The sequence below is a fragment of the Halomonas sp. V046 genome, from assembly GCF_052645355.1.
The window spans coordinates 1-19803 of record NZ_JBQXYF010000023.1 but is presented as its reverse complement, the minus strand read 5'-3'; the positions used below and the strand labels follow the sequence as shown (position 1 = coordinate 19803).

Below are 19803 nucleotides of genomic sequence, written 5' to 3'. Positions count from 1 at the left end.
ATACCCGCTCGCTCGACGCGGGGCAGGGTGGGGCGAATCCGTGGGGTCCTGTGTTTCGTGTCCTGGCTCCTGGCTTTGGCTGATTCGGTGCCTGGTAACCGGCACCTTGGTCGTATGCTGACGATCTTCTGGGTCGGCTGCTAGGGTGGCCAGGGGCGGGCCGCTGGCAGCGTGGCACGTAAAAGAAGAAGGGGAGGCCTGAGGCCTCCCCGATCAAAGCAGGATGCAGCGTCCGTGCTGCTGATTCTTCTTCGTGATGGCGCATCGCCTTGAATACGCACCACAGTCACCAAGGAGGTTCAGGCAAGCAATATTGTTGTCGTTATTGGCGCTCCTGGGGGCGACCGTCTCGTATTCAAAACAATAATCCAACCACGACGGCATGGGATCATGCCTCCTCCCGGATTCTTGGCATTGTTGCCGGGAGTGCACCCTGACGACCTTGTTGATGTTGTTTGGCGGTCGTCGTTTGGTGCGTCGCGTCCTGGTCTTCCGGGCTTCGTCGTCTTGTTATTGTTCGACGAAGGTACTCGCTGCTGCTGACCGATTGTTGTTGTTGGCGGTCGGCGCTGCGCAAAAAACTGATCTGCCTGCTTCTGTGCTGCTCGTTTCTCGAAGCTGTTGTTCTTGTTGGCTGGCAGAACTGATCGCTATGGCGTGTCTTGTTATTGTTGGCGGCCTGCGATCACCGGATTTGTTTTTCTTGCCCAGACTAACTGCAGTCGTCGTGCCTACTTTGGATTTTTTCTTCTTTTTCAGCCGCTTGCCTCTTTGTGTTTGGAAGGAGGCAGGCCGCCGGTTCAAAGGTGTTACCCGTATCTACCCATTTTCGTGCGCCCGTTGTGTGAGATGGTAACAACTGGTGCGAACCTGGGAGCTGGCGTGCAGGGCCTACAGTGCCTGTATTCGGCATTACAGGCACTTGCACCATGGTCGAATGGACCAAAGGAGGGGGCGGCGCCTCCGCCGGCACCGGCCTCGCAGTGCTTGATAGAAGCGGTCTCGCGGCGGCGTGATGTGCTCAGGACAAGTGAGGGAGTGACGCCCCGAGATGCCAGGCAGCCACGGTGGACCATTGCAAGGGAGGGACGTGCCTGGGCTCATCAGAGGCGGTCCTGGGCGAGCCGGGGCCGACAGGCCGTCATCGTCAGGCGTGAGCGATGACCCAAGGGTTGCCTGGCGCGAGCGAGGGGCTTTGAGAGGGGCTCGCCTGGCACTAGGTCACTAGGTCACTAGGTCACTAGGTCACTAGGCGCGCCGCGGCGGCTTCTTGCGCGGAATGCCGAGCCGCTGGCGGCGCTCCCACAGGCATTTGCGTGAAATGCCGAGCTTGTGCGCCAGTTCGGTTTCGCTCATCTGGTCCTGGTGCTCGAGGACGAAGTGCTCGAAGTAGTCCTCCAGGGACAGGTCCTCGTCGCTGGTCGTGAGCTTCGACTCTTTCCCTTCATGTCCTGGCGACGAGCCTGGCGCTGACGCCTCGGTTGACGACGCAAGCGGCGCCGCGGCGTCGTCGCGCACGGGAGCCTGGCCTGCGGCAGGTGCCGGCAAGGGCTGTGACGGCTTTTCCAGCGGGCGCGGCATGGGCCCGAGCCCCAGGTCATCGGGGTGGATGAGGTGGCCTTCGGCCAGGATCACGCCTCTTTCCAGGGCATTCTCCAACTCGCGGACGTTGCCGGGCCAGGGATAGTCGTGGATATCGCGGCGGGCGGCCCGGGACAGGCGCAACCCGTCGCGTTCGTGGCGGTGGCAGGCCTTGTCGAGCAGGATATCGGCGATCTCCAGGATGTCGTCCGCGCGCTCGCGAAGCGGTGGCAGATCGATCTGCATCACGTTGAGGCGGTAATAGAGGTCGAGACGGAACTCGCCACTGCGCGACAGGGCGCGCAGGTCGCGGTGGGTTGCGGCGATCAGGCGAACGTCGACGTGACGGGTCTCCACCGAACCGATGCGGCGGATCTCCCCCTCTTGCAGCACGCGCAGCAAACGGGCCTGAGCATCTAGCGGCAGTTCTCCGATCTCGTCCAGGAACAGGGTGCCGCCGTCGGCGGCTTCGACCAGCCCGGTGCGAGTCGCGGTAGCGCCGGTGAAGGCGCCTTTCTCGTGGCCGAAGAGCTCCGACTCGATCAACGTCTCGGGAATGGCGGCACAGTTGACGCACACCAGCGGTGCCCTGGCGCGCCGGCTTTGCTGATGCAGGGCCCTGGCCACGAGCTCCTTGCCGGTGCCCGACTCGCCCTGGATCAGCACCGTGACATCGGCGGGTGCGGTCTTGCGGATGCGGGTGTAGACCACCTGCATGGCAGGGCAGTTGCCAATCATGGCCTGGCGCTCGCCGCCGTCACCGGATACCGCCGGGGGTTCGCTCAATCGGTGGGCCTGCTGGTGCAGCACCCGAGCCACGGTCTCGAGCAGTTCGTCATGATCGAAGGGCTTGGCGACGTAGTCGACGGCGCCGAGTTTCAAGGCATCCACCGCCGAGCGCATGCTGGCGTAGCTGGTCATGATCAGGACCGGTATCGGTGCGGCGAGTGCGATCAGGTCGGTGCCGGGGTCTTCCGGGAGGCGCAGGTCGCTGATGATCAAGTCGAAGCGCTGGGGGTCGGCGTCGCGGGCATCGGCGACGCTGCCCGCCTCGACGACGTCGTAGCCATGACGCTCCAGCAGGCGCTTGAGCGCGCCACGAATGATGGCTTCGTCTTCGACAATCAGGATCCGACTCATGAAGGCTGTCACTCTGTTCCCGGTTCTGTGAACGCCATATCCGACTCATGGCCCTTGTGATCGCTACCACGCCGTTGCAGATGCTGGGGTAACCACACCACGATACGGGTGCCCGATGGCTGGCCGTCTGGCGGCGAGGCGATCTCGATTCGCCCGTGGTGCTCGGCGATGATGCTGTAGACCAGCGGCAGGCCGAGGCCCGTTCCCTCTCCCGGAGGCTTGGTGGTGGTGAAGGGCTCGAACAGGCGATCTCGCACCGATGCCGCGATGCCCTCGCCGTTGTCTGTGACGGAAAGCCAGTGATGGCCCCGCTCGCTGCCGCCTTCGATCAGAACCCGTCCGCCGGGGGTACTGGCATCGCGCGCATTGCTCAGCAAGTTGACCAGTACCTGTAACAGGCGCTGTTCATCTCCGATGACCGTGAGTCCGGTCGGGCAAAGGTTGGCGTAGCGGACATCCTCCCCCGTTCTGGCCAGAAGGATCAAGTGCAAGGCCTGATCGACCAGGGGCGCTACGGCGACCGGTCGGAACTGGCTGCCACCGATATGGCGACCGTCGTGGGCGAAGCCGACCAGCGAGCCGACGATGCGAGACATGCGTTGGGTGAGTTGCTGGATCTGATCGGCGGTGCGGAGTACCTCGGGATCGTCCGTGTCGTAGCGCAGGTTCTGCGCCAAGGAGGAGATGCCGGTGATAGGGTTGCCGATTTCGTGGGCCACCCCGGCGGCCATCTGGCCGATGGACGCTAGCCGAGCGGCGTGGATCAGTTCGTCTTCCAGCCATTTCATCTCGCTGTGGTCCTCGACCAGGATGACGCTTCCCGCGGGTTGCTGGACCAAGGCGTCGCCGTCATCGTCCAGCGCGGCCTTGTGCAGGCTGAAGTAGCGCGGGGTATCGTCGAGGATCACGCTTTCCTTGTAGAGATGGTCGTGGGGGCTGGCGAGGATGCGGCCGAGCAGTTCGGCCCAGGGCGCGGGCAAGTTCTCGCGTCGATCACCGACGACGCCGTCGCCTTCGATGGCGCTGAGCTGGGCCAGAGCGTCATTCCACATCAGTACTTCGCCATCATCGCCGAAGGCGCATAGCCCCACCGGGAGCCGGGTGAGGGTGCGGCGATGGTAGCGTCGCAGGCCGTCCAACTCGCGAGCCTGGCCGGTGAGCCGTGAACGATAGGCCTCGAGGCGGCTCTCGACGAAGTGAATGTCTTCCTTGGCGCCGGGGCCGTCGTCGCGGTAAGGCAGGAAGCGGTCGACGATGTCCTGCGCTACCGATGGCCCCATCAGCCCGGACAGATTGGCCTGAATGCGATCGCGTAGGCGGCGCAGGGCGTAGGGGCGGCCGTCCTGAGGCGACAAGCGCAGGCTGGACAGGGCCAGTTGGACCTCGCGTTCGGCGACGTCGTCGCCGAGAGCCCGCGCCAACTGACGCTTGAAGTCTTCACCATTGGTTGCCGATAGCGGCAAACGCTTGGGGCGGATCACCGCGTCGACCGAGCAGGCTTCGGCGGCGGCCCGCTCTCCTGCTGACGTGCGCGTCAGCAGAGATACCAGGATGAACGTCAGGGCGTTGGCCGCGAGTGACACCAGGCTGACGCGATACCAGCCGGGGGCCTCGGCGACAAGGTCGAGCCCTGGAAGCAGGGTCAGGGGGGAGGGCAGTCCGGTGAGCAAGGGCAACCACAGGCCCGCCAGCCAAATGCCCACACCCACGCCGAGCCCGGCCAGCATGCCCTTGCGATTGGCGCCGGGCCAGTAGAGCAAGGCGAGAATGCCTGGCAGGCACTGTGCCATGCCCGCAAACGAGACCAGGCCCAGGGAGGTGAGGTCGTGGTTGAGCCCCACGGTGCGGTAGAACAGCCAGCCGGCCAGGATCACCGCCGCGATCAGTCCACGGCGGCCCCAGCGCAGCCAGCGATACAGGTCGGGCTGGTCGACCGGCGGATGGGCGATCAGCACCAGGTGGTTGAGGATCATGCCGGCGAGGGCCAGGGAAATGACGATCATGGTGCCACTGGCGGCGGCGAGCACGGCGAGGAAGGCCAGTGCGCCGACGGCCCATGACGAGGACAGCGCGAACACGACGTAAGCGTCGCCGGCACTAACACTGACGCCGAGCTTCTGCCCGGCCCACAGGATCAAGGGCACCGGTATCGCCATCAGCAGCAGGAATAGCGGCAGGGTCCACCCCGCCTTGAGCAGGGTGTCGCGGGACAGCGCCTCGGAGAAGGTGATGTGGAACATGTGGGGCATCAGGAAGGCCGCGGCGAAGAACAGCAACAGCAGGGTGCGCCATTGGGCCGGATCCAGCTGATGGGCCGATGCCTGCATCGCCGCCCCGGGCCCGTCGAGCCAGGCCTGAAGATCACCGGGGCCGTCGAAGACACCGTAGAGGGCGAACAGCCCCAGGCCGAGCATCGCCAGTAGCTTGACCAGGGAGTCGGTGGCCAGCGCCGCCATCAGGCTGTCGTGGCGGCGGTGGGCGTGGGTATGGCGGGCGCCGAAGAGGATCGCGAACAGCGCGATCAAGCAGCAGAACGCTAAAGCGATCAGTGCCGGGGAGGCGATGCCGGTGAGCAGATGCAGGGCGTTGCCCATGGCCTGGACCTGCAGCGCGAGCAACGGCATCACCGCCAGCAGGCTGATCAGGGTGATGACGGTACCGACCCAGCGTGAGCGAAAGCGGAACGCGAACAGATCGGCCAGCGATGCCAGTTGGTGGGTGCGAGCCATGCGCTGGATCGGCACCAGCAGCACCGGGGCCAGCAGGAAGGCGCCGGCGATGCCCAGGTAGTAGGCCAGGTAGCCGTAGCCGACGCGGCCGGCAAACTCGACGCTGCCGAGGATGGCCCAGGCGCTGGCGTAGGCGCCCAGGGACAGGGTGGCGGTCAGCGGGTGACGCACCCAGCGAGACGGAATCAGGCGGCGCTCCACGGCCTGGGCACCGGCAAACAGCAACACCAGATAGCCGACCCCCAGGGCCAGGATGGCGGCCAGGCTAGCGTTCATCGAGGGCCCGCTTCTGGTCGAGCCACAGGGTCAGGGCGATCAGGACGCCCCAGATCGCGAACGGGCGATACCAGGCCGCACCGGCCTGGCCCCAGCCGCTCATCAACAGGGGCGACAGCAGATAGCCACCGAACACCAGAAACAGCATGATGCGATAGACGTACAAGGGTGCCTCCTTGAGCAAGCGTCGTGGCTGGCCGTGGTTGATACCGTTGCCAGCATAGGCCTTTCGGGTCACGCGATGTTAACGCCTGTTGCGCTCACCGGTGTCAAGGTACGCCTGCGCGTCAAGGCGCAGCTCGCCGACGGGAATCCGCGAGGTGTCCCAGTGTTGCGTGGCGTCGGCCAACTGTTCGTCGACCGGTGACGCTGCGCGGTGCGGATCAGCGGGTTGGCCGAGGGCAACCAGTGTCTCGTGGAGCAGTCGCCGGATGGCCGGGGGCTCGCCGGGCAGTGCGGCGGCCAGGTTCTGTTTCGACAGTTTCTGGCCATCGTCGCCCATCACCAGGGGCAGGTGCAGATAGCCAGGCGAAGGCAGGTTCAACGCCGAATGCAACTGCAGTTGCCAGGGCGTGTTGTCCAGCAGGTCGGCTCCCCTCACGACCTCGGTGACGCCTTGGGCGGCATCATCGACCACCACCGCGAGCTGGTAGGCCCAGAGCCCGTCCTTGCGCTTCAGGATGACGTCACCAAGGGCCTCGGGATCGAAGCTCTGAGCGCCGTAGACGCGGTCGCTCCAGGCCACCGGGCGGGTGGCCAGGTCACTGCGCAGGCGCCAGGCCTTGGGGGCATCCGGGTGACGAGCCCCGTGACGGCACCAGCCCGGGTAGACGGCGTAGTCGCGCCATTGCTTGCGTGAGCAACTGCAGGGATAGGCGATCCCTTGTTCGATCAGCCGTGCCAGGGCCTCGCCGTAGGCCTCGCCGTGCCGGCTCTGGTAGCTGACCTCGCCATCCCAGTGCAGGCCAAAGGCCTCGAGCTGGGCAAGGATGGTGGCATCGGCCCCGGTGGGGTTGCGCGGTGGGTCGATATCTTCGATGCGCACCGTCCAGCGCCCGCCGACATGGCGAGCATCGAGGTAGCTTGCCACCGCCGCCACCAGGGAGCCGGCATGGAGGGGGCCGGAGGGCGTTGGGGCGAAACGGCCATGGGGTGGCTCCCGTCGGGGAGCGATAGGTGGTTCACGCAAGGTGGCGGTGTCCCCGTCGAGCCCTACCTGGGTGGGAGCTGTGAATTTGGCCGATAGCGTACCATTCGGGGCTCTGGCGTGCTGCTAGGGCGCCTTGGCGCAGCCTGCCAGGGGTACCGCGTGGCCCACCCGAGCAAGCGGTTTGGTGTGGATCCGCCACTGCCGTTGGCCTGGCTGTCGAGGCGGGAGCCCAGCCGACTCAAACGCAAACGGGCACCCTGGGGTGCCCGTTGTGTTGCGTCTGGTACGACAATCAGCCGCCGAGCTGCTTTTCCTTCAGCTCTGCGAGCGTCTTGCAGTCCACGCACAAGGTGGCGGTGGGGCGAGCCTCGAGGCGGCGGATGCCGATCTCGACACCGCAGGCATCGCAGAAGCCGTAATCGTCTTCGTCGATCATCTCGAGCGTTTCATTGATCTTCTTCAGCAGCTTGCGCTCGCGGTCGCGGGTGCGCAGTTCCAGGCTGAAGCCCTCTTCCTGGGTGGCCCGGTCAGCTGGGTCGGCATAGTTGTTCGCCTCTTCCTGGAGGTGGCGGACGGTGCGGTCTACCTCCTCCATCAGCTCCTGTTTCCAACCCAGCAGGATCTGGCGGAAGTGCTCAAGCTGCTTCTCGTTCATGTACTCTTCACCCGCCGCCGGTTCGTAGGGGGTGAACTTCTTGGGCACTTCCGTTTTCTTTTCTGCTACTGGCATGGGATTGCCTCGTTACTTTAGTGACTGCTGATCAATACCCCACGCTAGGCTAAGGTATCTCACGCCAAAGGGAAGCTTGTTTAGCGAATATTTGGACGTAATGCAACACCTGAGCGTCTGTGACTTGCTCTACCTCCCCAAAAGTCGTAGGCATTGGTTAGACTAACCCACACGGCTAAGGTTTCGGGTCTGGCCCGGCCGGCCGCTTGTTTTGGAGACACCCATGACCTGGAATGCCAGGCTGGATCGGGTCGCACCGTTCCGCGTCATGCATTTGCTGGAGTTGGCACAGAGGCGAGAAGCCGACGGTCACGACGTCATTCATCTCGAGGTCGGCGAGCCCGATTTTCCGACCCCCACTGCGGTGCGCGATGCCGGGCTGCAGGCATTGACGGACGGTCGTACCCGCTATACCCCGGCCTGTGGCATCCCGGCGCTGCGCGAGGCCATCTCGGGCCACTATCGCGATCACTTCGCTGCCGATGTCGCGCCTGAGCGGATATTGGTGACGCCCGGGGCCTCCGGGGCGCTGCTGCTGGCCAGCCAACTGCTGGCGGGCCCGGGCGATCGCGTCGTGATGGCGGACCCGAACTACCCCTGCAACCGACACTTCATGGCGCTTGCCGGGGCCGAGGTGGATGCCGTGGCGGTCGGCGATGACAGCGGCTGGCAATTGACCGCCGAGCTGATCGCAAGCCACTGGCGAGAGACCACGCGTCTGGCCATGCTGGCCTCGCCCTCCAACCCGACCGGGCACGTGCTACCGCGTGCAGAGCTGGAGGCGGTGACGCAGGTGGTGGCGGCCAGAGGCGGACATCTGCTGGTCGATGAGATCTACCAGGGCATCAACTATGGCATGGCGCCGCTCTCGGTGACGTCGATCAGCGACCGTGCCTTTGTGGTCAACAGCTTCTCGAAGTACTTCGGCATGACGGGCTGGCGCCTCGGGTGGCTGGTCGCGCCGGAAGAGGCGGTCGAGCCCCTGACCCGGCTGGCGCAGAACGTGTTCCTGGCGCCTTCGACGCCGGCTCAGCATGCGGCTCTGGCCGCCTTCGAACCGCAGTGTCTGGAGGTGCTGGAAGCGCGCCGGCAGGAGTTGGCCGTCCGCCGCGATGCTCTGCTGAGGGGGCTCGAGCGCCTTGGGCTGGCGCCGGCGCTGCCGCCCCAGGGGGCGTTCTACCTGTGGCTGGATATTTCCGCCTATAGCCGCGACAGCCAGGCGTTCTGTCAGGAGCTGCTGGAGCAGGAGAACGTCGCCATCACCCCGGGGACCGATTTTGCGCTGACAGGCGGTGAGCATCATGTGCGCATCGCCTTCACCACCACTGTTCCCCGCCTCAAAGAGGCGGTAGGGCGCCTCGAACGATTCCTGGCCCGGCAACGGTGAGGCGACCATGATGTATCCCACTTTGGTACCCGGTGTGCTGGTCAAGCGCTACAAGCGCTTTCTCGCCGATGTGCGGCTCGACGATGGCCGTGTGGTCGTCGCCCATTGCCCGAATACCGGCTCGATGCGGGCGGTGAATGTGCCCGGCAGTCGCGTATGGCTGGCCGCCAGTGACAATCCGGCGCGCAAGCTGGCCTGGACCTGGGAGCTGATCGAGCTGGCGCAGCCGGACGGCGCCACGGCATTGGCGTCGGTGCACACCGGGCGTGCCAACCGCATCGTCGAAGAAGGGTTGTCGGGGGCTCGCGCGCCACTGAGCCTAGGTGATTACGAGGAGCTCAAGCGCGAAGCCAAGGTCGAGGGGGCTCGGCTCGATTTTCGCCTGCGGGCGGAGGGGCGTCGCGACTGCTTCGTGGAGGTCAAGCAGGTGACGCTGCGCGAGCACGATGGCCATGGCTACTTCCCGGATGCCGTCAGCGAGCGCGGGCGCCGGCACCTCGAAGTGCTGGCCGAATTGGCGGCCGAGGGCCAGCGTGCCGTGCTGTTGTTTCTGGTCGCTCACGAGGGCATTCGTGACGTCGCGCCGGCGACCCATCTCGACCCCGTCTACGCCGAGACGCTGCGTCGAGTGGCGAGGAACGGCGTTGAGGTGATGGCCAGCGGCATCGAGGTGATGCGCGATGACCTGGGCCGGCCGCTCGGTATTGCGCTGGGCGACAGCCTCGACGTTCGGCTGGCGGCGCCGGACCTGGTCTGACGGCGCGGGCAAAAAGCGAGCGGGTGGGGTGCCGGCCACGAGAGCCGGTCCGGCCGCTGGTGGTGATCAGGCCGGTGGGGGAGAGGGGCGACAGTTCGGGAGCGCCGCGAGCACTCTCTCCAGCGCCTGCTCCCCCTGGGCGCCGTCGGCCGTCTGCTGCCACCATTGACGATGAATACCGCGTACTCGCACCTGGATGCTCGGCACGCCGAGGACCTGGGCCATGGCCATGCGGTGGAGTCCCTTGTTGATCTTGATCAGGCCGCCGTGACGGTCCACGGCGGCGCCGAGCCGATCCTTGCCGAGCCCCTCATCGAAGCCGAAGCAGGCCATGGACTCCATGTACAGCAGGTAGCGCTTCAGATAGGCCAGGATGCGTTCCGGCCGATCCAGCAGCATGCCTTCGGAGTGTGATGCCACCGGTTTGCCTCGGGCCAGGCGCTCGGCAAGCTGATGAAAGCTTGCGCTGTGGGCTGGGTCGCGGCGGTGCTCCCAGATATCGGCGATGAAGTGCATGCGGCGACTGGACAGCGCATGGGTCAAGGGCAAGTCCCAGTCTCCGTGCCACAGTAGCTGGCCCCCGATGCGATGGCGCAGGCGCCGGTCGGGGAAGGAGCGAGGGTAGTTGACCTGACGCAGCAGCGCTCGAGGATCGACGTTGACGTCGAGGGCGTCGGCGTAGCGGTTCTCGATGGCGCGTCGCGGCAAGCCCGTGGCTTCGATGCGTCGGCTACCCGGTGCCTGATGTCGCCACAGCGCCAGGGCGGCGGTTTCCAGGCGCATCCCCAGGTGGCGGTTGAAGGCCGCCTTGGCCCGAAAGGCGAAGCGCGATAGCTGCATGCGTGGTGCCAGGATGGGGTCGAACAGGCTTGGGTCGGCATGTTCGCCGTCCGGTGTCAGCGGCATGGCGGCGGTGGCGGAGAGCAGTTCGAAGGCGCAGTAGAGTCGCGATTTCAGCCCATCGTCGATCTCGGCGCCGGGCAGTTGCTGGGCCATGTCCCACAACCGTTCGCCGCTCAACGGCTCCAACGGTAGTTGGGGGGGCGGCAGATTGATGCGATCGACATCGAGCAGGCGGCCGGAGGGGGTGAGGGCCCCGGACTCGATGTGGGGTGCGCGCAGTTGGCTGCCCAGGCGGCTGCCGAAGACGCTCATCAGCCAATGGCCCGGGGTCGTCAGACTGGCATCGAAGCGCCAGACGTTGTGCCAGGCGAGCACCAGGGTATCGTGAACGACATCCTCGATATCGCGGTCGCTGGCCATGAACTGGCGTCCGATGGTCACCATGCTGGGCACGCTGTGAATGGCCAGGGCCTCGAGCCCTGCAAGGGAGCCGCGGGCGCAGGCGGACAGCGCGTCACCGAGCTCGGTGCCGGCGAGGGCTCGGGAGGAGGAAGGCGTGTCAGTCGTCACGATGGAACCGCTGCATGAAGCTAAGGGTCTCCGGTGCCGCATTGCGGTCGAGCTGGAGGGCGAGGCGAAAGCGCATGGGAGCGCTGGTCGTCAACGGGAAGGTGGCGATACGCGAAACGCCGCCGCCCGTGTCGAGGCGGCGAAAGGCCAGCGGTGATTCGCCGCTCTCGCCGACCACCGTGACCGTTCCGTCCACGGGAACGTTCAGGGTCTCGCCGGCGGCGTCGCGCACGGTCAGGGTCACGAGGCCCTGGGCCTGGCTGCGCATGAGGCCCAGGCGATCGGCCACTTCACGGGGAATGAAAGTGGTCGGGATGGCGCTGTAGTGTGCCTCGACATCGCCGAAGCGCTCGAACTGCTGGGCATGGCTGGAAGGCGCTGTCAGCGCCAGCAGGATGGCCAACCCCAGGGGCGGGAACAGGCGTCGATGAATGGCTTGCATGCAATCCTCCTCCCCATGACGGGGCGCTGGCGGGCCGCCTGAATGTCGAATGGCGTGGCGGGCCTGACATCCTAGTCGCGAGTGATGCGGAAGATGGCGATCTCACCGAACAGGTTAGGCCACAGGCGTGACATCAGGCGGCCCTCATGATCCTTGATGCCGACCGCCCGGTCGACAATCTTCAGCCCTTTGTCGCGGCACAAGGCCTCGAAGTCATTGAACGTCGACAGGTGGATATTGGGCGTATCGTACCAGGCATGGGGTAGCGTCTTGGATACCGGCATGTAGCCGCGCAGCCCCAGGTGCACGCGGTGGCGCCAGTAGGCGAAGTTGGGGAAGGTAATGATGCACTCGCGGGCGACCCTGAGCATTTCGTCGAGCATCAGGTCGGGGCGGCGCAGTGCCTGTAGCGCCTGGGTCATGATGACCAGGTCGCAGGCATCATCCTCGAAGTTGGCCAGGCCTTCATCGAGGTTCTGCTCGATCACGTTGACGCCTTGGCTAACGCAGCGAGTGATGCCGTCGGGATCGATCTCGAGCCCGTAGCCAGAGACCTGTTTGTCACGTGCCAGGGCGTGCAGCAGGGTGCCATCGCCGCAGGCCAGGTCGAGAACCTTGGCGCGCTCGGGCACCCAGTCGTAGATCAGCGTCAGGTCAGAGCGCACGCGCGGCCTCCTCGTTGCGTGGTTCCAGCCCCAGGTCGTTGGCAATGCGATCGATGAAGCCGGCAAACACCGCCTGGTAGCGTGGCTCGGGCATCAGAAAGGCATCGTGTCCGTGGGGCGAGTCGATGTTGGCATAGCTGACCGACTTCCCGGCGCGGACAAGGGCGTTGACGAGCTCCTTGGAGCGCGTCGGAGGAAAGCGCCAGTCGGTGGTGAAGCTGACGACCAGAAAGGGACATTCGGCCGGTGCCAGGGCCTTGGCCAGGTCGCCGTCGTGGTCGGCGGCGGGATCGAAATAGTCCAGCGCCTTGGTCATCAACAGATAGGTGTTGGCATCGAAGGATGTCGAGAAGGCATCGCCCTGATAGCGCAGATAGGACTCGACCTGGAACTCGACGCCGAAGTCGTAGTTCAAGTCGTCGGTGCGCAAGTCGCGGCCGAATTTGGATCCCATCGCGTCTTCCGACAGGTAGGTGATGTGTCCCACCATGCGAGCGAGTTTCAGACCGCGTCGAGGTAGCGTCTCGAGATCGGCGTAGTGGCCGTCGTGGAAGTCGGCATCCGAGCGGATGGCCTGGCGCGCGACTTCGTTGAAGGCGATGTTCTGGGCCGACAGCTTGGGCGTGGCGGCGATGACGGCGGCATTGGCGATGCGCTCGGGGAAGGCCAGCGACCACTGCAGCACCTGCATGCCTCCGAGACTGCCGCCGATGACGGCGGCAAAACGTTGGATGCCGAGGCGCTCGGCCAGGCGTACCTGGCTTTGGACCCAGTCACAGACCGTGACCATGGGGAAGTCCGGCCCCCAGGGACGGCCCGTCTCGGGGTTGAGGCTCGAGGGGCCGGTGGAGCCGTGGCAGCCACCGAGATTGTTCAGCGAGACCACGAAAAAGCGCTCGGTATCGATGGACTTGCCCGGGCCGATATGGGCGTCCCACCAGCCGGGCTTGCGCTCGTCGTCGGCGTGGTAGCCGGCGGCATGATGATGTCCGGACAAGGCATGGCAGATGAGAATGGCGTTGCTACGCTCGTCATTGAGCGTGCCGTAGGTCTCGTAGACCAGATCGTAAGTCGGCAGCGTCTTGCCGCAGACCAGAGACAGAGGGTCGTCGAAGTGCGCCGTCTGTGGCGTCACCAGTCCGACCGAATCGCGAGGAAGCTCGGGCATCAGTCGTGTCGTGTCCAGTGAAGTGAAAGTCTGTTCGTTGTCGTCTCGATGGTTCGGGTCGTTCGCGCCGGAGGTGCCGGCGCGAACCGTGCCCCTGTGGCCCGCTCTAGCGCATGGCGCTGCGCGCCCAGTGCTGGGGCTGCCTAGAGCCCGACCAGCATGCCGGAGATGCCGGCGGCACGGACCAGGGATCCGACCACGATACCATCGATCAGATTGATGCCGATGAAAACCACGATAGGTGACAGATCGAGCATACCGAGTGGCGGAATCACCCGTCGTACCGGGGCCATGATCGGCTCAACCAGTTGCATGACCAGCAGGGCTCCGGGGTGGTTGGCCTGGGGCGCCACCCAGCTCAGGATGATCATCACGATCAGGGCGAAGAAGTAGATCTTCAGAATGGCGCTGGCCAGTGCCGCCACCCCGGCGATGGCCAGCCCACCGATCGGAGGCATGCCGATGCCGGCCACCTGCAGCAGGATGATGATGCTGACCACCTTGACCACGAAGCCAGCCGCCAGGCTGGCCAGGTCATAGCGGCCGGCGACCGGCCCGAGAACGGTCTGAAAGGGCCGCACGACCGGCTGGGTGACCTTGACCACCGACTGGCTCAGGGGATTGTAGTAGTCCGCCCGTGATGCCTGCAGCAGAAAGCGCAGCATCAGCAGGAACAGGTAGATGTTGATGAGCGTGTTGACCAGCAGCAGGCCCGCGTTTCCCATTTGACCGCCCATTGGGGCTCCTCCGTGTGGTGTGTTGGCTGGTGTCAGCTCTTGCCGAGTTCGGCAGACATTTCCTGGGCTCGCTCGGCACAGGCGCGCATGGCGCCTTCCACGGCGTCGCGCAAGCCGGCTTGCTCCAGGTGGGCAATGGCACGCTCCGTGGTGCCGCCGGGCGACATCACATTGCGTTTGAGTTCGGCGGGAGCCTTGTCGCTGGCCATCGCCATACGTGCGGCGCCGTAAGCGGTCTGCATCGCCAGCCGTCGGGCTGTCGCGGCGGGCAGACCGAGCTTGGTGCCGGCTTCTTCCATGGCTTCGAACATCAGAAAGAAGTAGGCAGGTGCGCTGCCCGAGACGGCAGTCACCGCCTCGAGCAGCGCCTCTTCATCGACCCACTCGACGATACCGACACTTTCCAGCAGTGCGCTGGCCAGCTCGCGCTGGGCGGTATCGACGTGTCGGTTGGCGTATAGGCCGCTGGCACCGGCCCCCACCAGGGAGGGGGTGTTGGGCATGCAGCGAATCACCGCCAGGTCCCCGCCGAGCCAGGACTCGAGGGTGTCTGCCGTGAGACCCGCCGCCACCGAGACGATCAAGGGCTTGCGTGCCTGGGTGGCCTCGCGGAGGTCCTCGCAGACGCTGCGCATGATCTGCGGCTTGACTGACAGTACCACCACGTCGGCATTGGCGATGGCGGCCTGGTTATCGGTGGTCACCTGGATGCCCAGGCGCTCCCGCAGCGGTGCCAGGGTGGCCTCGCGGGTGGCGGTGGCGGTGATGGCGGAGGCGGGGTAACCACTCTCGACCATGCCCGCGAAGATAGCGCTGGCCATGTTGCCGGCGCCGATAAACGTCACGTTGCTGGCCATGCAAGGCTCCTTAGATGGCGGCAGCGGCGTCGTCTACGCCGCTGTTGACGGGATGTTCTGTGCTGCTGTTGTCGTTGATTGTGCTGGTCTCGGCGCTCGGCGGCCAGCGTCAGGAGCGCGAGCCGAAGATGGCGGTGCCCAGACGCACCATCGTCGCCCCTTCGAGAACCGCGGCTTCCAGATCCGCGGACATGCCCATGGAGAGTGTATCGAGGGGCGCGTCAGGAAGCTCGGTGCGCAGCGTCTCCAGCGCTCGGCGTAGCTGGGCAAACGGTGCGCGCTGGGCGTCCTGGTCCTGGGGCTCGCCAGGAGCCGGAATCGCCATCAAGCCACGCAGGCGCAGGCCGGGCAAACTGGCGACGGTCGCCGCCAGCTCCGGCAACGCTGCCGGCGAGACGCCCGACTTGGAGGCCTCGCCGCTGACGTTGACCTGCAAGCAGACATTGAGCGGGCCCAGGGCGGCGGGGCGCTGTTGCGACAGTCGCCGGGCGATCTTGTCGCGATCGACGCTGTGGACCCAGGTGAACTGGCTTGCCACCTCGCGGGTCTTGTTGGATTGGAGAGGGCCGATGAAGTGCCAGACGATGTCACTCAGGTCGGCAAGCTCCGCCTGCTTGCCCAGTGCCTCCTGCAGATAGTTCTCGCCGAAGTCGCGTTGGCCGAGGCCGTAGGCCTGACGCAGTAGCGAGGCAGGCTTGGTCTTGCTGACCGCCAGAAGGAGAGCGTCTTGTGTGCTGCGTCCGGCGCTCTCTAGCGCCTTCGCCAGCCGGTCTCTGGCGGAGGTCAAGGAATCGGCGATCTGCGTGGTCATGGGGTAATGTCTGTCCTATGGTGAGGCACCTTTCTTCCCTGTCGCCAGGGATCAGCCAGGGAGCCTCATGGATATTACCGAACTGCTGGCAGTCTCGGCAAAGCACGCGGCGTCAGACCTACACCTGTCGGCGGGGTTGCCGCCGATGATTCGCGTCGATGGCGAGATGCGTCGGCTGGAGCTGGCGGCCCTCGATGACGCTCAGGTGTCGAGCATGGTCGGCACCCTGATGGATGACGATCAGAGGCGCGGTTTCGAGAGCGCCCTGGAGCTCGATTTCTCCTACGAGATGCCGGGACTATCGCGTTATCGGGTCAATGTCTATCGGCAGCAACGGGGCACTGCGGCAGTGCTACGTGCCGTTCCGACGCGCATTCCGACGCTGGATGACCTGGCGCTGGGCGAAGTGTTCGAGCGCCTCACCGCGTTGCCAAGGGGGCTGGTGCTGGTCACTGGGCCGACCGGGTCGGGCAAGAGCACGACGCTGGCCGCGATGATCGACCATATCAATAGTCAGCGTCCCGATCATGTCTTGACCATCGAAGACCCCATCGAGTTTGTTCATCACAGCAAACGCAGCCTGGTCACCCAGCGCGAAGTCCATCGGCATACTCTTGGCTTTGCGCCGGCGCTGCGCAGCGCCCTGCGCGAGGACCCCGATGTCATCCTGGTGGGCGAGATGCGCGACCCGGAGACCATTCGGCTGGCATTGACCGCGGCGGAGACCGGTCACCTGGTCTTCGCCACACTGCATACCGCTTCCGCTGCCAAGACCATCGATCGCATCATCGACGCCTTTCCCGGGGCGGAGAAGGCCATGGTCAGGGCCATGCTCTCCGAGTCGCTTCAGGCGGTCGTATCCCAGACACTGATCAAGCGGCGGCAGGGAGGGCGGGTTGCCGCGCGAGAAATCCTGTTGATCACGTCCGCCATCCGCCACCTGATCCGCGAGGACAAGGTGGCGCAGATCTATTCGGCGATCCAGACCGGCGCTCAGCTCGGCATGCAGACCCTGGATGCCGCGCTTGGCCGTCTCGTGACCGACAACGTGGTCGCACGCCAAGACGCCGAGCGCCACGCTCGTCATACGCTGTCGTTATAGTGCCGTCAGCATCCGGCCGTGCGTTCTTGGCAGGGCCCCTCTCGCCGGTTTCCGCGAGCCTCGGGTGTCGGTTTACGGGCTAGCGTGCGTAGAGTCCGCCCAGCACGCGCGGCCCCGATGCGCCGGTGACCGACGCAAGATTCCCGGGCAGCTCCAGCAGGCGTTGGCGCGCCAGCCAGGCGAAGGCCGCGGCCTCGAGCCAGTCGCCGGGCCATCCAAGGTCATCGCTTGTGAGCAGCGTGGCCTCCGGTAGCCGTTGGGCAAGGCGCCCGAGCAGGTCGATGTTGTGTGCACCGCCGCCGCAGGGAACGATGTCCAGATCCTGTGGGGCGTCCAAGGCCTCGGTGGCCATCTCGACGCCCAGGGCGATGGTAGTGGCCGTCAGTTCCGCCAGGGTCGACTGTACGTCGACGGCCGCCTCCTCGCCGGCCAGGTGGCCCGCGAGCCAGCCCATGTGAAAGAGCTCACGACCGGTGCTTCGTGGTGGAGGGCGGTGAAAGAATGGCTCGGCGAGCAGGCGTTCCAGCAACGAGGCGTCGACCCTTCCTCGCGCCGCCCAGGCGCCGTCGGCATCGAAGGGTCCCTGGCAGTGGTGTTCATGCCAGGCATCCAGCAGGGCATTGGCGGGGCCGGTATCGAAGCCGACGGGGTCACGATCGTCACCAATTGGGGGCAGCAGCGTCAGGTTGGCGAAGCCACCCAGATTGAGGACCAGCCGCCAGCGAGTCGGGTGACGAAAGATGGCCTGGTGGAAGATGGGGGCCAGAGGGGCGGCTTGGCCTCCCGCGGCCAGGTCGCGTCGGCGGAAATCGGCGACGACCGGGCAGCCGGTCAACTCCGCCAGTCGGCTAGGGTTATCGAGCTGCAAGGTATATGCCGGCCCCGCCGCCTGACCCTTCTGATCATGCCCATCGGGGGCATGCTCGATGGTCTGGCCATGGCTGCCGATGGCGCTGATGGCGTCGGCGCGGAGTTCGGCTTCGGCCAGGAGCCCGCCGACAGCGCGGGCTTGGCATTGACTGAATGCCTCTTCGGCGACTGCCAGGTCGGAGAAGGCCACGCTTTGTTCGTGGCACAATCGCCAGAGCGTGGCGCGCAGCGTTGCCGGCATGGCCTCGCCGTGGGTCGCTTCCAGGCGCGGGACCCCCTGATCATCGAAACTCACCAGAGCGGCGTCGATGCCGTCGAGGCTGGTGCCGGACATCAGTCCTACGAAGCGTTGCATGGGCGATCCTGTCGTCTCAACCGGAGTGGAGGATCATGGTACCATTCTGTTCATTCGACGAATGCCAGGGTCGCCAGCCGACCCTTGTCGTGATGATTTGATGACTTGACTTGATGACTTGCCTTGATGAGGAGTGGAGAGGACACCATGACCGATGTGGCTGACGCCCTGGCGCTGTTGAAGCGCGGCACCCATGAGATTCTGCTGGAAGACGAGTTGGTGAAGAAGCTCGCTTCCGGGCGCAAGCTGCGGATCAAGGCCGGCTTCGACCCCACCGCTCCCGACCTGCACCTGGGGCACAGCGTGCTGCTGACCAAGATGCGTCAGTTTCAGGACCTTGGCCATCAGGTGATTTTTCTGATCGGCGACTTTACCGGCCGTATCGGTGACCCCACCGGCAAGAACGTGACCCGCAAGCCGCTCACCGAGGACGAGGTCAAGGCGAATGCCCAGACCTACAAGGAGCAGGTGTTCAAGATTCTCGATCCGGATAAGACCGAAGTGCGCTTCAATGCCGAGTGGTTCTCGACGATGAGCGCGGCCGACATGATCGAGCTGGCCGGCCAGACCACCGTGGCGCGTATGCTCGAGCGCGACGATTTCGAGAAGCGCTACAAGAGCGGCCAGTCGATTTCCCTGCATGAGTTCCTCTACCCGCTGGTGCAAGGCTACGACTCCGTGGCGCTGGAGGCGGATGTCGAGCTTGGTGGCACCGATCAGAAGTTCAACCTGCTGATGGGGCGCGAGGTGCAGAAACACGTCGGTCAGGAGGCTCAGGTGGTGATCACCATGCCTCTGCTCGAGGGGCTTGACGGCGTGCAGAAGATGTCCAAATCGCTCGGCAACTATGTCGGCGTGGATGAGTCGCCGGGCTCGATGTTCAACAAGCTGGTGTCGATGCCCGACACCTTGATCTGGCGCTACTTCGAGTTATTGTCGCTGAAGGACAATGCCGAGATAGAAGACCTGCGCCAGCGTATCGAGCGCGGCGATAATCCTCGTGATATCAAGATGGAGCTGGCGCGGGAGCTGATCGGTCGCTATCACGGCGAAGAGGCCGCAGCCAATGCCCACCGTCTGGCTGGTAATCAGCTGGCCGATGGCGAGCTTCCGGAAGACATGCCCGAGGTAGAAATCGTGTTCGACGGCGCCGACCAGGCCCCCATCGCCGCGGTTCTCAACCGTTCCGGGCTAGCCAACAACAGCGCCCAGGCCAAGGATATGCTGGGTAACGGGCGCGTGAAGGTCGACGGAGCGGTGGTTGCCAAGGACCACATGCTGGCCGTTGGCGATACCTTCGTGATTCAAGCGGGCAAGAAGCGTTATGCCCGAGTGATGATCAAGGCCTGATCGGCGCGTCGACGTCCGAGAAACGCCCGCCGCAGTGCGGGCGTTTTTGTGAGTGGTCGGCGGCTAGCCTGACATCGCCGTGTATCCACAGCCGGTTGTTATTGTGCGGTGTGGATAAGTCGCCTTTCGTCGAGGTGTCATCCTGGCGTCACGCGTCTGAAATTTTTTTACAGGAAGGCCTTGCGGGGGCGCCGCTGAAGCCGTAAAGTACGCATCCGCTGCCGGCAACGAGCAAACGTTGCCCGCGGTGATTGGTGGTTCAGGTGGTTGATTTCAAATGGCT

The 19803-nt window shown here is 65.1% G+C and carries 17 protein-coding genes; 4 read left to right on the top strand and 13 right to left on the bottom strand.

Translation table 11 applies throughout. The annotated features are described in order from the left end of the window. Positions 1-1248: 1248 nt before the first annotated feature. The 5 genes from ACUN9Y_RS21365 to dksA all read right to left on the bottom strand — a co-directional run bounded on the left by ACUN9Y_RS21365 (position 1249) and on the right by dksA (position 7606). The gene (locus ACUN9Y_RS21365) at positions 1249-2721 is read right to left on the bottom strand and encodes a sigma-54-dependent transcriptional regulator (protein ID WP_445462762.1); all 1473 of its coding nucleotides are present in this window, start codon (positions 2719-2721) and stop codon (positions 1249-1251) included. Between the two features lie 8 nt (positions 2722-2729). Further along, a complete protein-coding gene (locus tag ACUN9Y_RS21360; RefSeq protein ID WP_445462761.1) occupies positions 2730-5726 on the bottom strand; it encodes an ATP-binding protein in 2997 nt (998 codons plus the stop codon). Then, positions 5716-5964, bottom strand: coding sequence for a hypothetical protein (locus ACUN9Y_RS21355; protein ID WP_445462788.1), 249 nt, complete (start codon positions 5962-5964; stop codon positions 5716-5718). The genes ACUN9Y_RS21360 and ACUN9Y_RS21355 overlap by 11 nt, the downstream gene beginning before the upstream one ends. A 6-nt stretch (positions 5965-5970) precedes the next feature. Beyond that, positions 5971-6915: a tRNA glutamyl-Q(34) synthetase GluQRS gene (gene gluQRS / locus ACUN9Y_RS21350; protein ID WP_445462760.1), complete on the bottom strand. Its 945-nt coding sequence runs from the start codon at positions 6913-6915 to the stop codon at positions 5971-5973. A 253-nt stretch (positions 6916-7168) separates the two neighbouring features. Further along, complete coding sequence (dksA, locus tag ACUN9Y_RS21345; RefSeq protein ID WP_445462759.1) at positions 7169-7606, bottom strand: RNA polymerase-binding protein DksA; 438 nt, start codon at positions 7604-7606, stop codon at positions 7169-7171. A 223-nt stretch (positions 7607-7829) separates the two neighbouring features. Here dksA and ACUN9Y_RS21340 point away from each other — a divergent pair, with 223 nt between their 5' ends. Then, positions 7830-8993, top strand: a complete 1164-nt coding sequence (locus ACUN9Y_RS21340) for an aminotransferase class I/II-fold pyridoxal phosphate-dependent enzyme (RefSeq protein ID WP_445462758.1) — start codon at positions 7830-7832, stop codon at positions 8991-8993. Positions 8994-9000: 7 nt separating this feature from the next. Further along, positions 9001-9750, top strand: a complete 750-nt coding sequence (gene sfsA / locus ACUN9Y_RS21335) for a DNA/RNA nuclease SfsA (RefSeq protein ID WP_445462757.1) — start codon at positions 9001-9003, stop codon at positions 9748-9750. A gap of 66 nt (positions 9751-9816) precedes the next feature. Here sfsA and ACUN9Y_RS21330 read toward each other — a convergent pair whose 3' ends face one another. The 7 genes from ACUN9Y_RS21330 to ACUN9Y_RS21300 all read right to left on the bottom strand — a co-directional run bounded on the left by ACUN9Y_RS21330 (position 9817) and on the right by ACUN9Y_RS21300 (position 15843). Beyond that, positions 9817-11163, bottom strand: coding sequence for a hypothetical protein (locus ACUN9Y_RS21330; RefSeq protein ID WP_445462756.1), 1347 nt, complete (start codon positions 11161-11163; stop codon positions 9817-9819). Beyond that, positions 11153-11605, bottom strand: a complete 453-nt coding sequence (locus ACUN9Y_RS21325) for a DUF4426 domain-containing protein (RefSeq protein ID WP_445462755.1) — start codon at positions 11603-11605, stop codon at positions 11153-11155. The genes ACUN9Y_RS21330 and ACUN9Y_RS21325 overlap by 11 nt, the downstream gene beginning before the upstream one ends. A 71-nt stretch (positions 11606-11676) precedes the next feature. Then, entirely contained in the window at positions 11677-12270 is a 594-nt protein-coding gene (metW, locus tag ACUN9Y_RS21320; RefSeq protein WP_445462754.1) for a methionine biosynthesis protein MetW, read from the bottom strand. Beyond that, positions 12260-13438, bottom strand: coding sequence for a homoserine O-succinyltransferase MetX (metX, locus tag ACUN9Y_RS21315; protein ID WP_445462753.1), 1179 nt, complete (start codon positions 13436-13438; stop codon positions 12260-12262). The genes metW and metX overlap by 11 nt, the downstream gene beginning before the upstream one ends. A gap of 143 nt (positions 13439-13581) precedes the next feature. Further along, a complete protein-coding gene (locus tag ACUN9Y_RS21310; RefSeq protein WP_445462752.1) occupies positions 13582-14175 on the bottom strand; it encodes a YggT family protein in 594 nt (197 codons plus the stop codon). Between the two features lie 32 nt (positions 14176-14207). Further along, a complete protein-coding gene (proC, locus tag ACUN9Y_RS21305) occupies positions 14208-15032 on the bottom strand; it encodes a pyrroline-5-carboxylate reductase (RefSeq protein WP_445462751.1) in 825 nt (274 codons plus the stop codon). Between the two features lie 109 nt (positions 15033-15141). Then, positions 15142-15843 carry a YggS family pyridoxal phosphate-dependent enzyme gene (locus ACUN9Y_RS21300; protein ID WP_445462750.1) on the bottom strand — a complete coding sequence of 234 codons (702 nt, stop codon included), beginning with the start codon at positions 15841-15843 and terminating at the stop codon, positions 15142-15144. A 67-nt stretch (positions 15844-15910) separates the two neighbouring features. Between ACUN9Y_RS21300 and ACUN9Y_RS21295 the strand changes: the two genes are divergently transcribed. Then, on the top strand, positions 15911-16945 hold the full coding sequence (locus ACUN9Y_RS21295; protein ID WP_445462749.1) for a type IV pilus twitching motility protein PilT: 1035 nt from the start codon (positions 15911-15913) through the stop codon (positions 16943-16945). A 79-nt stretch (positions 16946-17024) separates the two neighbouring features. Here the strand turns inward: ACUN9Y_RS21295 and ACUN9Y_RS21290 are convergent, their stop codons facing one another. Beyond that, entirely contained in the window at positions 17025-18170 is a 1146-nt protein-coding gene (locus ACUN9Y_RS21290; RefSeq protein ID WP_445462748.1) for an anhydro-N-acetylmuramic acid kinase, read from the bottom strand. 147 nt (positions 18171-18317) lie between these two features. Here ACUN9Y_RS21290 and tyrS point away from each other — a divergent pair, with 147 nt between their 5' ends. Further along, a complete protein-coding gene (tyrS, locus tag ACUN9Y_RS21285) occupies positions 18318-19520 on the top strand; it encodes a tyrosine--tRNA ligase (protein ID WP_445462747.1) in 1203 nt (400 codons plus the stop codon). The last annotated feature ends 283 nt before the right edge of the window (positions 19521-19803 follow it).

Bases quoted from the DNA above. Each gene is read 5' to 3' on its own strand.
- ACUN9Y_RS21365 (WP_445462762.1), bottom strand. From the start codon at position 2,721: ATGAGTCGGATCCTGATTGTCGAAGACGAAGCCATCATTCGTGGCGCG.
- ACUN9Y_RS21360 (WP_445462761.1), bottom strand. From the start codon at position 5,726: ATGAACGCTAGCCTGGCCGCCATCCTGGCCCTGGGGGTCGGCTATCTG.
- dksA (WP_445462759.1), bottom strand. From the start codon at position 7,606: ATGCCAGTAGCAGAAAAGAAAACGGAAGTGCCCAAGAAGTTCACCCCC.
- ACUN9Y_RS21340 (WP_445462758.1), top strand. From the start codon at position 7,830: ATGACCTGGAATGCCAGGCTGGATCGGGTCGCACCGTTCCGCGTCATG.
- sfsA (WP_445462757.1), top strand. From the start codon at position 9,001: ATGATGTATCCCACTTTGGTACCCGGTGTGCTGGTCAAGCGCTACAAG.
- ACUN9Y_RS21325 (WP_445462755.1), bottom strand. From the start codon at position 11,605: ATGCAAGCCATTCATCGACGCCTGTTCCCGCCCCTGGGGTTGGCCATC.
- metX (WP_445462753.1), bottom strand. From the start codon at position 13,438: ATGCCCGAGCTTCCTCGCGATTCGGTCGGACTGGTGACGCCACAGACG.
- ACUN9Y_RS21310 (WP_445462752.1), bottom strand. From the start codon at position 14,175: ATGGGCGGTCAAATGGGAAACGCGGGCCTGCTGCTGGTCAACACGCTC.
- proC (WP_445462751.1), bottom strand. From the start codon at position 15,032: ATGGCCAGCAACGTGACGTTTATCGGCGCCGGCAACATGGCCAGCGCT.
- ACUN9Y_RS21300 (WP_445462750.1), bottom strand. From the start codon at position 15,843: ATGACCACGCAGATCGCCGATTCCTTGACCTCCGCCAGAGACCGGCTG.
- ACUN9Y_RS21295 (WP_445462749.1), top strand. From the start codon at position 15,911: ATGGATATTACCGAACTGCTGGCAGTCTCGGCAAAGCACGCGGCGTCA.
- ACUN9Y_RS21290 (WP_445462748.1), bottom strand. From the start codon at position 18,170: ATGCAACGCTTCGTAGGACTGATGTCCGGCACCAGCCTCGACGGCATC.
- tyrS (WP_445462747.1), top strand. From the start codon at position 18,318: ATGACCGATGTGGCTGACGCCCTGGCGCTGTTGAAGCGCGGCACCCAT.